The organism is Deinococcus planocerae (genome assembly GCF_002869765.1).
Classification (GTDB): Bacteria; Deinococcota; Deinococci; order Deinococcales; family Deinococcaceae; genus Deinococcus; species Deinococcus planocerae.
Map to the genome: position 1 here is coordinate 84,269 of NZ_PNOR01000013.1, position 12,750 is coordinate 97,018.

9 protein-coding genes are annotated in these 12,750 nt (G+C 69.6%); 4 read left to right on the plus strand and 5 right to left on the minus strand.

Going from position 1 to position 12,750, the window contains the following annotated elements; translation table 11 throughout:
- Positions 1-92 precede the first annotated feature (92 nt).
- Both A7B18_RS09465 and A7B18_RS09475 read left to right on the plus strand, forming a co-directional pair.
- On the plus strand, positions 93-1,091 hold the full coding sequence (locus tag A7B18_RS09465; RefSeq protein ID WP_245872811.1) for a peptidoglycan-binding domain-containing protein: 999 nt from the start codon (positions 93-95) through the stop codon (positions 1,089-1,091).
- Between the two features lie 56 nt (positions 1,092-1,147).
- Positions 1,148-2,242: a peptidoglycan recognition protein family protein gene (locus A7B18_RS09475; RefSeq protein ID WP_180970084.1), complete on the plus strand. Its 1,095-nt coding sequence runs from the start codon at positions 1,148-1,150 to the stop codon at positions 2,240-2,242.
- A 136-nt stretch (positions 2,243-2,378) separates the two neighbouring features.
- Here the strand turns inward: A7B18_RS09475 and A7B18_RS09480 are convergent, their stop codons facing one another.
- The 4 genes from A7B18_RS09480 to A7B18_RS09495 form a co-directional block, all read right to left on the minus strand.
- The gene (locus tag A7B18_RS09480) at positions 2,379-2,927 is read right to left on the minus strand and encodes a GNAT family N-acetyltransferase (protein WP_102126448.1); all 549 of its coding nucleotides are present in this window, start codon (positions 2,925-2,927) and stop codon (positions 2,379-2,381) included.
- Positions 2,928-2,986: 59 nt separating this feature from the next.
- Positions 2,987-5,002, minus strand: a complete 2,016-nt coding sequence (uvrB, locus tag A7B18_RS09485; protein WP_102126449.1) for an excinuclease ABC subunit UvrB — start codon at positions 5,000-5,002, stop codon at positions 2,987-2,989.
- A gap of 96 nt (positions 5,003-5,098) precedes the next feature.
- Positions 5,099-5,587, minus strand: coding sequence for a P-loop NTPase family protein (locus A7B18_RS09490; protein WP_102126450.1), 489 nt, complete (start codon positions 5,585-5,587; stop codon positions 5,099-5,101).
- A 33-nt stretch (positions 5,588-5,620) separates the two neighbouring features.
- A complete protein-coding gene (locus A7B18_RS09495) occupies positions 5,621-6,544 on the minus strand; it encodes a LysR family transcriptional regulator (protein ID WP_102126451.1) in 924 nt (307 codons plus the stop codon).
- Positions 6,545-6,699: 155 nt separating this feature from the next.
- Between A7B18_RS09495 and aceE the strand changes: the two genes are divergently transcribed.
- Complete coding sequence (aceE, locus tag A7B18_RS09500) at positions 6,700-9,417, plus strand: pyruvate dehydrogenase (acetyl-transferring), homodimeric type (RefSeq protein WP_180970085.1); 2,718 nt, start codon at positions 6,700-6,702, stop codon at positions 9,415-9,417.
- A 121-nt stretch (positions 9,418-9,538) separates the two neighbouring features.
- Positions 9,539-11,389 (plus strand): 2-oxo acid dehydrogenase subunit E2, encoded by a 1,851-nt coding sequence (locus A7B18_RS09505; protein WP_102126453.1) that lies wholly within the window; start codon positions 9,539-9,541, stop codon positions 11,387-11,389.
- Positions 11,390-11,451: 62 nt separating this feature from the next.
- On the opposite strand, the gene A7B18_RS22540 is transcribed toward A7B18_RS09505, so the two are convergent.
- Entirely contained in the window at positions 11,452-12,744 is a 1,293-nt protein-coding gene (locus tag A7B18_RS22540) for an ankyrin repeat domain-containing protein (protein ID WP_146009501.1), read from the minus strand.
- Positions 12,745-12,750 lie beyond the last annotated feature (6 nt).

The following is a 12,750-nucleotide window of genomic DNA, read 5'->3' on the forward strand; positions in this document are numbered from 1 at the left end:
CACAGCCCCATCACGGGCGCCCGGTTAAAGTCGTCCAGGCTCAGAAACAAGTGCAAGGCTCCACGCTCATCGCGTGGGAGAGGGGACGTGTCATGTCAAAACGTTGGATGCTGGTGGGTCTGGCCGCCGTGCTGGCGGCGTGTGGTGCCCAGAACGGTGGACCCGTGACCGGAGAGAGTGCGCCCGCGAGCCTCACCGCCCAGTCGGTGCTGAGCTGGCAGGCCCTGCGGCAGGGGGACTCGGGCCGCGACGTGGTGACCCTGCAATACCTGCTGCGGCACGCGGGGCAGAGCCTGAGCGTGGACGGGAGCTTCGGCCCCGGCACGGATACCGCCGTTCGCAACTTCCAGCGGGCCAGCGGGCTAGCCATAGACGGGATCGTGGGCGGCAACACCTGGGAACGGTTGATCGTCACGGTGCGGCAGGGCGACAGCAACAACGCCGTGCGGGCCGTGCAGGACCAGCTTCGCAGCGGCTACGGGTACGGTGGCGTCACGGTGGACGGCGTGTTCGGCAGCGGCACGACGACCGCCGTGCGTGACTTCCAGAGTAAGCGCGGCCTCAGCGCGGACGGGGTGGTGGGCCTGAACACCTGGCACGCCCTCGTGACGGGCAGCAGCACGGGCGGGAACACGACGGCTGCCGGGCTCGCCTCGCAGATTCTGGGGAATGGCCGGATCACGCTGGGCACGAGCAGCAGCACGACCGGGGGCAGCCCCCGGCAGAACATGGTGGACACCGCGAACGGCCTCCCAGCCAAGCGGGGTTGCGCGAGCAACGCGAACTGTGGCCTGACCGTGTACCTCAAGCGCTCGATGCTCCAGGGGATGCTGAACCTGGCGAACGCCGGGAACTCGTTCTACATCACGTCGGTCGCGGGCGGCGTCCACTCGACGTACTCCGACCACTACGCGGGGCTGGCCCTCGACATCGGCATCTGGAACGGCGTGAGCCTCTCCTCGCCGAACAGCGCCCACACCGCCGCGCGCAACGCCTGCATCGCGGCGGGGTCCGACCCCTCCCAGACCTTCAACGCGTACAACGACCCGACCGGCGGCCACAACAACCACGTCCACTGCGCCTGGAACTAGGGAAAGGCGGGCGGGGCCGGGCAGAAGGCTCCGCCCGTTTTCTTCGGGGAGACGAGATGAACACACCCACGAACCGCCGCGAGGTGCTGCGGTGGGGCGCGGCCCTGGCGGGCGGTCTGCTCCTCGCCGGGTGCGGCCTGAACAAGGGCGCCCTGCTCGACCCGCCGCCCCCCGCCAACACCCTGGACACGCTCGCCGTCGCCGCCCCGCCCGTGGCGAGCACGGCCACCTGGAAGGCGCAGCCCCCGAGGGAGGCGATCACCCTGCTGGGCACCCGCCCCACCCGCGTGATCGTGCACCACACGGCGAGCGCCAACGTGACCGACACCTCCCAGGAACACGCCTACGCCCTGGCGCGTTCCATCCAGCAGAGCCACTTCGACCGGGGCTGGATCGACTCGGGTCAGCACTTCACGATCAGCCGGGGCGGGTCCGTCGTGGAGGGCCGTCACCGCAGCCTGGAGGCGGCCCAGGGCGGCACCGGGCACGTGCGCGGCGCCCACTGCGAGGGCTTCAACGACGTGTCGGTGGGTATCGAGAACGAGGGCACCTACACGAGCGCCACGCCTCCGGCGGCCCAGTACGACGCCCTGGTGCGGCTGTGCGCGTGGCTGTGCGGGCAGTACGGCATCCCGGCCACCGAGCTGTACGGCCACCGCGACTTCGTGAACACCACCTGCCCGGGCGACGCGCTCTACGCGAAACTTCCGGGGCTGCGCCGGGACGTGGCCGCGCGGCTCGGCGTCACGGTCCGGGTCTGGCCCACCACCCGGGGCGGGCAGAGCGGCGAGCGGGTCAGGAGCGTGCAGTCCCTGCTGCGTGCCCGTGGGCAGAACGTGACGGCGGACGGCGCCTACGGGAGCGCCACCGGGACGGCGGTGAGCGCCTTCCAGTCCTCGGCGGGCCTCACACCCGACGGCGTGGTGGGGTCGGCCACCTGGGAGCGGCTGATCCTCACCGTCCGGCGCGGGGACAGTGGTGAGGCGGTCCGGGCCGTGCAGGGCCAGCTCGCGGCGCGGGGCTACGGGGTGACGGTGGACGGCCTCTTCGGCGCCGGGACGGAGAGTGCCGTGAAAGCCTTCCAGTCGAGCCGTGGGCTGACGGCGGACGGGGTGGTCGGCCCGAATACCTGGCTCGCCCTGGTCGAGTGAGGCCGGGGGCGTAGGGGAGCTGACGCCCCTGCCCTCGGCTTTTTCCCCTGGTTCGCCGGAAGGCTCCGGTCTGCCCACACCGTCGCCTTTCCGATCCGTCGGGGCGAGACGGCCCCTCACTGGAGGAAGGCGTTCTTCAGCCCGATGCTTTCCGGTTCCGCGCAAGGTGTTCCAGCAGCACCCGAACGTCCGGCCAGAGGTACACCGTCTCCCGCACCACCCAACCGTCTATGTCCTGCTCCAGCGTGGCGACCTCCTGCCCGCCCAGCGCCGTGTACCACGCGCGGACGGGGTTCCCCTCCAACGTGGAAAGCCCAACGCTGCGCGCTCCCCGCTCCCACAACGCCTCCACGGCGGAGCGAAGCAGGGCCGCGCCGTAGCCCTGCCCCCGTTCCTCGGGCAGGACGTGCAGCGCCAGCACCGCCCCCTCTGCCCCGTGGTAGGGGTGCCGCCGGGCGAGGACGTACCCCACCACGTCCCCCTGCGCCCTGGCGACGAGCAGCGCGTCCTCCGGGTGCCGGTTCGGCCACTCCAGCCAGTCCCCCGTCTGCTCCTCCTCGGTCACGCCGTCCCAGAAGCCGGGGGGGAAGTGGTGGGCGTAGGCAGTGCGGTAATTCGTCACCTGGACGTGGGCGAGCGTGGGGGCGTCGGCGGGCGTGGCCGGGCGGATGGAGGGGGTGGGCATGTGCCGCCAGTGTGAGGAGTCCGGCGCTCCCGCCGCATCTGCCGGGTGGCGGACCCGCCCTACCGCCGTCCCTTCCGCCTGACCTTCTGCCCCGGCACCGTCGCCTGCTTGAACTCCTTGCCCTGGAGCCGCGCCTCGATGGCGCGAATCTGGTCACGTAAGCTCGCCGCCCGCTCGAAGTCGAGGTCCTCGGACGCCTGCCACATGTCGAGTTCGAGGTCGGTGAGCTGCGCGGTCAGGGCGCCCACGTCGTCGCCGACGCTTTCGGAACTGATCTCGTCGGGTGTCTCCTCACCGCGAATGACGTTGCGGACTCCCTTGACGACCGTGGTGGGCGTGATGCCGTGCTCCTCGTTGTACGCGATCTGCTTCTCGCGGCGGCGGGCCGTCTCGTCCATCGCGCTCCGCATCGCGGGCGTGATCTCGTCGGCGTACAGGATGACCTCGCCGTTCAGGTTGCGGGCGGCGCGTCCGATGGTCTGGATGAGCGCACGCTCGCTTCTCAGGAACCCCGGCTTGTCCGCATCGAGGATGGCGACGAGCGACACCTCCGGCAGGTCCAGCCCCTCGCGCAGGAGGTTGATGCCCACCAGCACGTCGTAGTGCCCGAGTCGAAGGTCGCGGATGATGACCTGCCGCTCCACCGAGTCGATGTCCGAATGCATGTAGCGGGTCCGGACTCCCTTTTCGAGCATGTACTCGGTGAGGTCCTCGGCCATCCGCTTGGTCAGGGTGGTGACGAGGGTGCGCTCGCCCTTTGCCGCCCTCGCGCGCACCCGGCCCAGCAGGTCCTCGATCTGGCCCTTGATCGGGCTGACGGTGACGGGCGGGTCCACCAGCCCGGTCGGGCGGATGATCTGGTCGGCCACGCCGTCGCTGACCTCACGCTCGAAGGGGCCGGGGGTGGCGGAGACGAAGACGGTCTGCCCGGTCTTCTCCAGGAACTCCTGGAAGTTCAGCGGACGGTTGTCCATCGCCGACGGCAGGCGGAAGCCGTAGTCCACGAGCGTCTGTTTGCGGGCCCGGTCGCCGTTCGCCATCCCGCCGATCTGCGGCACGGTGACGTGCGACTCGTCGATGAAGGTCACGAAGTCGTCCGGGAAGTAGTCGAGCATGGTGTACGGCGTCGCGCCCGGTACCCGTCCGTCGATGTGCCGCGAGTAGTTCTCAATGCCCGAGCAGTAGCCCAGCACCTTGAGCATCTCCAGGTCGTAAAGGGTGCGCTCCTTGATGCGCTGGGCTTCGAGCAGCTTGCCCACCGACTTGAAGTAGTCGAGCCGCTCGTCGAGTTCCTGCTGGATGGTCACGATAGCCCGCTCGATGTTGCCCGCGCTGGAGACGTAGTGCTTGGCCGGGTAGACGATGGTGGCGTCGAGGTCGCCGAGCTTGTCGCCCGTCACCGGGTGGACGACCTGGATGCGGTCCACGTCGTCGCCCCACAGCTCGATCCTCAGCGGCTGCTCGTCGTAGCTCGGCCAGACCTCCACGGTGTCGCCCTTGGCGCGGAAGCGGCCCGGCGCCATCTCCAGGTCGTTGCGCTCGTACTGCATGGTGACGAGGCGGCCCAGGATCTCGTCGCGGCTGACTTTCTCGCCCACCTTCAGGATCAGGTTCAGCGCCCGGTACTCGGCGGGGTCACCCAGGCCGTAGATGCATGACACCGACGCGACGACGATGGTGTCCCGCCGGGTGAGGAGGCTGCGGGTCGTCGAGTGCCTGAGCCGCTCGATCTCCTGGTTGATGGAGGCGTCCTTCTCGATGAAGAGGTCCTTGCCGGGGACGTACGCCTCGGGCTGGTAGTAGTCGTAGTAGGAGATGAAGAACTCGACCGCCGCGTCGGGGAAGAACTCACGGAACTCGGCGGCGAGCTGGGCGGTCAGGATTTTGTTGGGCGCCATGATCAGCGCGGGGCGGCCCGTCTCCTCGATGACCTTCGCCATCGAGTAGGTCTTGCCCGTGCCCGTGGCACCCAGCAGGGTCTGGAAACGCAGGCCCGACTCCAGGCCGTCCACCAGACTGCGAATGGCGGTCGGCTGGTCTCCCGAGGGTGTAAAGTCGGACTTTACCCGTAGCATCCTTCTATTTTACGCTGAAAACGTAGTTGAAGGGAAGGGCGAGGAGGCGTTTCGGCGGGGTGAAGGAGGGGCGGAGGGGAGGCCGGATAACGGAGATCAGCCCAGTCGCCGCAACACGGCTCGGACTTCGGCATCGCTGTGCAGCACGTTCACCCTCAGTCCCGGCACCGTCCGCAGTTGCGTAAGCTGCCAGTCGGCCTGGGGTTGAAACTGCCAGATGTCCAGCAGGAGGGCGCGGGAGGGCCACTTCGCGGGGTGGTCGCCGTGTGGGTGCCGTCCCAGCGCCTCTCGCCAGAAGGCCCGCCACAGACACACCCGGCGGGGTGGCCTCAGGAAGAACACGGTATCTGCCCGGTAAGCGCGCTCCAGCAGGGTGCTCGAAAAGTTGCCGTCGAGAATCCACGCCTCTCCCCCGAGGACCTCTGCCAAACGCCTGTGCCACATGGACGGCTCTACCCGCTTCCAGCCTGGATGCCAGTACAGTTCATCCAGATGCGTGAGCGGGAGGCCCATTCGCGCGGCCAGCCTTCGGGCGAAGGTGCTTTTGCCCGCGCCGGGGCAGCCGATGACGGGCACACGCCGCATAGGCCGCAAGGTAGGGGTCTGGGGCCACACCGCCTATAGGCCGGAAGGACTACGCCCCTCATCCCTTCCTCCCCCCTTCTCCAGCGCCTCCCGCGCCACGGTTAGGAAGGCCCTCAAGGTCGGGTCCCTCCCCGCCTCCCTTCTCCACACCGCGACGATCTCCACCACGGGCGCGTCCTCCAGCGGGCGGTAGACCACGCCGGGCAGGGCGAGGCGGCTGAAGAATTCGATGGGCAGGAAGACGCCGATCCCCGCTGCGACCAAGGAGAGCAGGGTGGGAATCTCGATGGCCTCCTGCACCACGTTGGGCGTGAAGCCCGAGGCGGCGCACCAGCGCATGACCTGATCGAAGTAGGTGGCGCGCAGGTGGCGGGGGAAGAAGACGAAGCGTTCCCCGGCGAGGTCCGCGATCTTGAGGCGGCGCTTGCGGGCCAGCGGGTGTCCAGCAGGCAGCGCGGCGACGAGGGGCTGACGCCAGAGGGGGCGCGAGTCCAGCCCAGGGTCGCGCACGGGCAGCAGCATCAGGCCGAGTTCGATCTGGCCGCCGCGCAGGGCCGCCTCCTGCTCCTGGGCGGTCAGCTCTCGGAGCTCCACGCTGACGTTCGGGTACAGCTCGCGGAAGGAACGCACGATCTCCGGCAGGCCCCCGAACGCCAGCCCGCTCACGAAGCCGACCGTCAGGTGCCCCACCTCGCCGCGCGCCGCCCGCCGCGCCCGCTCGACCGTCTGGGCCGCCTGCGCCAGCGTCTCCCGCGCGCCGATCAGGAATTCGCGCCCCGCTGGCGTCAGTTGCACCCGCCGGGTGGTCCGCAGCACCAGCGGCACGCCCACCTCGTCCTCCAGGTTGCGGATGGAGTTGGAGAGGGCCTGCTGCACCACGAAGACGCGCTCGGCGGCCCGGCCAAAATGTTCTTCCTCGGCGAGGGCGACGAAATGGCGGAGATGGCGGAGTTCCATGCGGGGTCCCTTCGGGGGCGGGTGACTGGTCGCGGGAGGATGGGCTCTCTTCCTCCACAAGCCTATCCCAAGTCGCCCGACCCACCAGCCGGAGTGGTGAATGATTGGGTTTTGCCTTGTTGGAAGGGGTGAATGCTGGGGCCTACACTACCCGCATGACAAAATTGCCGCCGCGCGCCGGCCTGTCGCCGCAGGAACGCGAACAGCTCAACACCGTGGAGACGCAGGAGTGGCTCGACTCGCTCGCGTACGTCTTCGCCCACGCGGGCGACGACCGGGCGGCGCAGCTCCTCGAAGACCTCGACCACTACGCCTACTTCCACGGGGCGCCCATACAGTTCAAGCAGAACACGCCCTACATCAACACCATCGACGCCGACGTGCAGCCCGACTACCCGGGCGACCTCGAACTCGAACGCCGCATCCGCAACGCGATCCGCTGGAACGCCGTGGCGATGGTCGTCAAGGCGAACAAGAAGTCGGATGGGATCGGCGGCCACCTCTCCACCTACGCGTCCTCCGCGGAGCTGCTGGAAGTCGGCTTCAACCACTTCTTCCGCGGGCACGGGGCGGGGGTCAGCCGCGACCTGATCTTCTTCCAGGGGCACGCCAGCCCGGGCATCTACGCGCGCTCGTTCCTGGAGGGCCGCTTCACGGAAGCGCAGCTCAACAATTTCCGCCGCGAGCTGAGCCCGAACGGCCCCGGTCTGTCGAGCTATCCCCACACCTGGCTGATGCCGCACTACTGGGAGTTCCCGACCGTCAGCATGGGGCTGGGTCCCATCCAGGCGATCTACCAGGCGCGCTTCATCAAGTACCTGGAGAACCGGGGCCTGCGCGAGAAGGGCGACGCCAAGGTCTGGGCCTTCCTGGGCGACGGCGAGATGGACGAGCCGCAGTCGGTGGGGGCGTTGCGCTTCGCCGCCTACGAGAACCTCGACAACATCGTCTTCGTCCTCAACGCCAACCTCCAGCGCCTCGACGGGCCGGTGCGGGCCAACTCGAAGGTGATTCAGGAATTCGAGGCGCTCTTCCGGGGGGCGGGCTGGAACGTCATCAAGGTCGTGTGGGATTCCAAGTGGGACGAGCTGCTCGCCAAGGATTACAACGGCGCCATCGTCAAGCGCTTCGAGGCCCTGGTGGACGGCGAATCGCAGCGGTATGCGGCCTTCGGCGGCAGGGAGTTGCGCGAGAAGTTCTTCAACACGCCCGAACTCCAGGCGCTGATCGAAGGCTGGACGGACGCGGACCTGGAGCTGCTGAACCGCGGCGGGCACGATGTCAAGAAGATTTACGCGGCGTACAAGCAGGCGACCGAGCACCGGGGCAGTCCGACCGTCATCATCGCGCGCACGGTGAAGGGCTACGGCCTCGGCGAGACGGCGCAGGCGCGCAACGTCGCCCACCAGGTCAAGAAGCTGGAGTTCGACGCCCTCAAGACCCTGCGCACCCTGCTGGAACTGCCCCTCACCGACGAGCAGGTGGAGCACCTCGACTTCTACAACCCCGGGCCCGACGCGCCCGAGGTAAAGTACATGCTCGAACGGCGGGCGGCGCTGGGCGGCTTCGTGCCCGAGCGGATCGTGGACTACCCGCATCCCACCGTGCCGACGGGTGAGTTCTACGAGGAGTTCGCCGCCGGGAGCAAGGGCCGCGCGGTGAGCACCACGATGGCCGCCGTGCAGGTGATCTCCAAGCTGCTGCGCGACAAGGGCATCGGCAAGTACATCGTGCCCATCGTGCCGGACGAGGCGCGGACCTTCGGCATGGACGCCCTCGTGCCGCGCATCGGCATCTACTCGCCGCGCGGGCAGACGTACCAGCCGGTCGATGCCGGGTCGCTGATGGCCTACAAGGAGAGCGTGGACGGGCAGATGCTCGAGGAAGGCATCACCGAGGACGGCGCGATGGCCTCGTGGATCGCCGCCGCGACGAGCTACGCGAACCACGGCATCCCGACCATCCCCTTCTACGTCTTCTACTCGATGTTCGGAATGCAGCGCATCGGCGACCTCGTGTGGGCCGCCGCCGACCAGCGGGCGCGCGGCTTCCTCTTCGGGGCGACGGCGGGCCGCACCACCCTGGCGGGTGAGGGCCTCCAGCACCAGGACGGCAACAGCCTCCTTCAGGCGTACGTGGTGCCCAACCTCAAGGTGTACGACCCCGCCTTCGCCTACGAACTCGCGGTGATCGTCGAGCGCGGCATCCAGCGGATGTACGTGGACGGGATCGACGAGTTCTACTACGTCACCATCGACAACGAGAACGAGGTCCAGCCCGCCATGCCGGAGGACGGGCGCAGCCACGAGGAGATTCGTGACGGGATCGTCCGGGGCATGTACCGCTTCCAGACGAGCGGGAACAAGAAGGCCAAGCTCAGGGCCCAGATTCTCGCCAGCGGCCCGGCGATGGGTGCGGCGCTGGAGGCCGTGCAGAAGCTCGAGGCCTACGGGGTCGCCGCCGACGTGTGGTCGGTGACGAGCTACAAGGAACTCCACCAGGAGGCCCTGGCCGTGCAGCGCCACAACATGCTGCACCCGACCGAGAAGCCGGGGGTCAGCTACGTCGCCTCGCAACTGAGCAAGGAGAACGCGCCCGGCGTCCTGATCTCGGTGAGCGACTACGTGAAGCTGGGCGCCGACGGCCTGAACGGGCACCTCGACCGCAAGCTGTGGACGCTGGGCACCGACGGCTTCGGTCGCTCGGAAGCCCGCGAGGAGTTGCGCGACTTTTTCGAGGTGGACGCGCGGCACGTCGTCCTCGCCACCCTGTACGCCCTTCAGCAGGGCGGGCAGGTGAAAGGCGAGGTCGTTCAGAAGGCGATCACCGAGCTGGGCATCGACCCCGAGCGGATGAACCCGGCGGTGCGTTAAGGGTTGGGAAACCACCCGGGCCCCGGAGCTGTGGACAAGATGGGGGCCGAGCGGCCTCCACAGGCTCCCGGCCCGGGGCTCTTTCCCCGTTCGCCTTCTCAATTTTCAAGGAGCGTCCAGCATGGCGACCGAAGTCAAACTCCCCGACGTGGGAGACAACATCGAGCAGGGCACCGTCGTCACCGTGCTCGTCAACCCCGGCGACACGGTTCAGGAAGGCCAGGCCATCATCGAGATCGAGACCGACAAGGCCGTCGTTGAGGTTCCGGCGAGCCAGGGCGGCACGGTCGAGAGGGTCGGCGTGAAGGTCGGCGACACCGTGCCGGTCGGCGGCACGATCCTCACGCTGGCCGGGGGTGACGCCGCTCCCGCCGCGAGCGCCCCGTCGGCCCCCGCCGCCGAGCCCGAGGCTCCCACGGTGGCCTCCGACCCCGGCACCGCGAACCGCGTCGCGCAGGCCCAGGTGGACGCGCAAAAGGAGCAGGCCGGGCAGCCGACCGGGAGCACGGGCGGTGGAGGGGGCGGTGCCCAGGTCACCCTCCCCGACGTGGGAGACAACATCGAGCAGGGCACGGTCGTCACGGTCCTCGTCAAGGTGGGCGACACGATCCGAGAAGGCCAGGCCGTCATCGAGATCGAGACGGACAAGGCGGTCGTCGAGGTGCCCGCCAGCGCCGCCGGGACGGTGGAGGACGTGCGGGTGAAGGTGGGAGACAGCCTGAGCGTCGGCGGAGTCATCCTGACGCTGGCGGGGGGAGGCACACCCGCTGCCTCCCCCCGGCCAGCGCCCTCTCAACCCGCCCCCTCTCAACCCGCCCCCGGGGGGGACAGCACCGCCCAGATGAGCGACTCGCCCGGCGTGGTCGGCCCCTCCGCCGAGCCCGAGAGCTCCGCCGTGGCCGCCGACCCGAACACCGCGAACCGGGTCGCGCAGGCGCAGGTGGAGGCGCAAAAGGAGCAGGCCGCCACCCCCGGCCCGACCGTCGCCACCACCTCGCCCACCCCGCCCACCTTCGACGGGCGCCCGGTGCTGCCCGCCTCGCCGAGCGTGCGGCGCCTGGCCCGTGAACTCGGGGTGGACCTGCGCGGCGTCCAGGGCACTGGAACCGCCGGACGCATCAGTGAGGAGGACGTGCGGCAGAGTGCCGAGACGGCCCGTGCTCCCGCGCCGACATCTGCCCCCCAGCCCGCCCCGGCCCAGCCTGCCCCCGCTCCGGCCCAGGCTCCCGCCGCTCCCGCTGCCGCCCCCCTCCCCAACTTCGAGCGGTGGGGCACGGTACGCCGCGAGGACATGAGCGGCATCCGCAAGGCGACGATCCGCTCCATGACCGCCTCGTGGACGACCATTCCGATGGTCACGCACTTCGACAAGGCGGACGTGACCCGGATGGAGGAGACCCGCCGTCAGTTCGGGGCGCGGGTCGAGAAGGCGGGCGGCAAGCTCACGATGACCCACATCCTGATGAAGGTCGTGGCGAACGTGCTGCGCAGGCACCCCAAGTTCAACGCCTCGCTCGACCTCGCCGCCCAGCAGGTCGTGTACAAGGACTACGTCAACATCGGCGTGGCGGTGGACACCCCCCAGGGCCTGCTCGTCCCCGTCGTCAAGGACGCCGACCGCAAGAGCATCACCGAGATCGTGCTGGAGCTGAGCGACCTCGCCGCCAAGGCCCGCGACCGCAAGCTGAGCCCGGGCGAGATGCAGGGGGCGACCTTCACCATCTCCAACCTCGGCGGGATCGGCGGCCACGCCTTCACGCCCATCGTGAACGCGCCGGAGGTCGCCATCCTCGGCGTGTCGCGCGGCGGCTTCGAGCCGGTGTGGAACAAGGAGACGGGCACCTTCGAGCCACGCAACATGCTCCCGCTCTCGCTGACGTACGACCACCGCCTCATCGACGGGGCCGACGCCGCGCGCTTCGTGCGGGCGATCTGCGAGACGCTGGAAGACCCGTTCCTGATCAGCCTGTAGCGGAAAGCGGTCGACGAAAAGCCCCCGTCCGATGTGGCGGGGGTTTGGGTTGAGACTGAGCCCTACGAGTTCTTCGGGTCGCCGTCGCCCTGCACCGCCTCCTGAACCTCGGGGCGGACGCCGGGGGGGAGGTCGGCGGGGGTGGAGCCGAGGTGGGGGGGGACCTCCTGGGCGGGGGGCGTGTAGCCGGGGTTGGGGTCGACGGCCTCCCCCCTGCGCTCGGAGACGGTGAGGAGGCTGGCGTTCACACCGAGGCCCGCGGGAACCGTGGCGTCGAGGACGGCGCTGTCGAGGCCGGTGCCCACCGTCTGCGCGCCCGCGAACTCGGGGGCCTGAAGGCGGTGTTCCATCGCGCTGGGATCGCGGGTGGCGAGGTGGTCGAACTGTCCGGTCACCTCCTTGGGATCGGGCATCTCCACGGGCTCGTACTTGCTCTCGTTGGAACTGCTCACCCGGTCCTCGGCGGGCGTGCTCGTGTAGAAGGGCTGGGAGGTGTCCTTGGGGTCGGGAGCCTGGTAGCCCGTGTGGTCGTCCGGTCGCCCCGTCAGCTCGTTGACCGGCTCCCCGGTGGGAGGGCCGGGGGGGGCGTCGATCCGCCGTCCGTCGCCGTTGTTCGTCATGGGTCCAGTGTCCCGCGTGGCAGTGAGCGTCACATTCCGGCTTTCTTCAGGGTCGTGCCCGGCCCCGCTCAGAATCGCCAGGACCCCCGCGTGCCCCTCCTCCTGGGCGAGGTCCGCCGCGCCCTGCCCGCCCTCCGTCCGCGCCCCCGGGTCCGCCCCCACCGCGAGGAGCGCCTCCACCAGCACGGCACTCCCGTTCTGCGCCGCACCGAGCAGGGGCGTGAAGCCGCCGTGCTGGGGGGCGTTCACGTCCGCTCCCGCCGCGATCAGGCGAAGGGCGAGGGCCGTGTGATCCCCCGCGACGGCGGAGTGCAGGGGCCGGGCGCCCATCGCGTTCGTGCTCGCCCGGTTCACGTCCGCGCCCCGCGCCAGCAGTTCGGCGGCGACCTCCTCCCGCCCGAAGAAGGCGGCGAGACCCAGGGGCGTGAAGCCGTCGGGGCTGCTGGCGTCCGCGAGGTCGGGCTGGGCGTCAAGGTGCTCACGCAGGGCGGAGAGTTCCCCCGTCGCGGCGGCCTCGAAGACGGTGAGGGGCACGCCCGCCTCCCGCATCCGCTCGATCAGCAGCCGGGCCAGGTCGTGCTTCCCGTAGTACGTGGCGAAGAGGACGGGGGAGACGCCCAGCGGGCTCACGGCACGCAGGAGGGTAGGGTCACGGTCCAGCAGTGCGCGGACACTTCCCTCGTCGTTCGTCTGGAGGGCGGCGAAGAGGGCCTGCTCGGAGGAGGGGGGGGTCATGGGTTC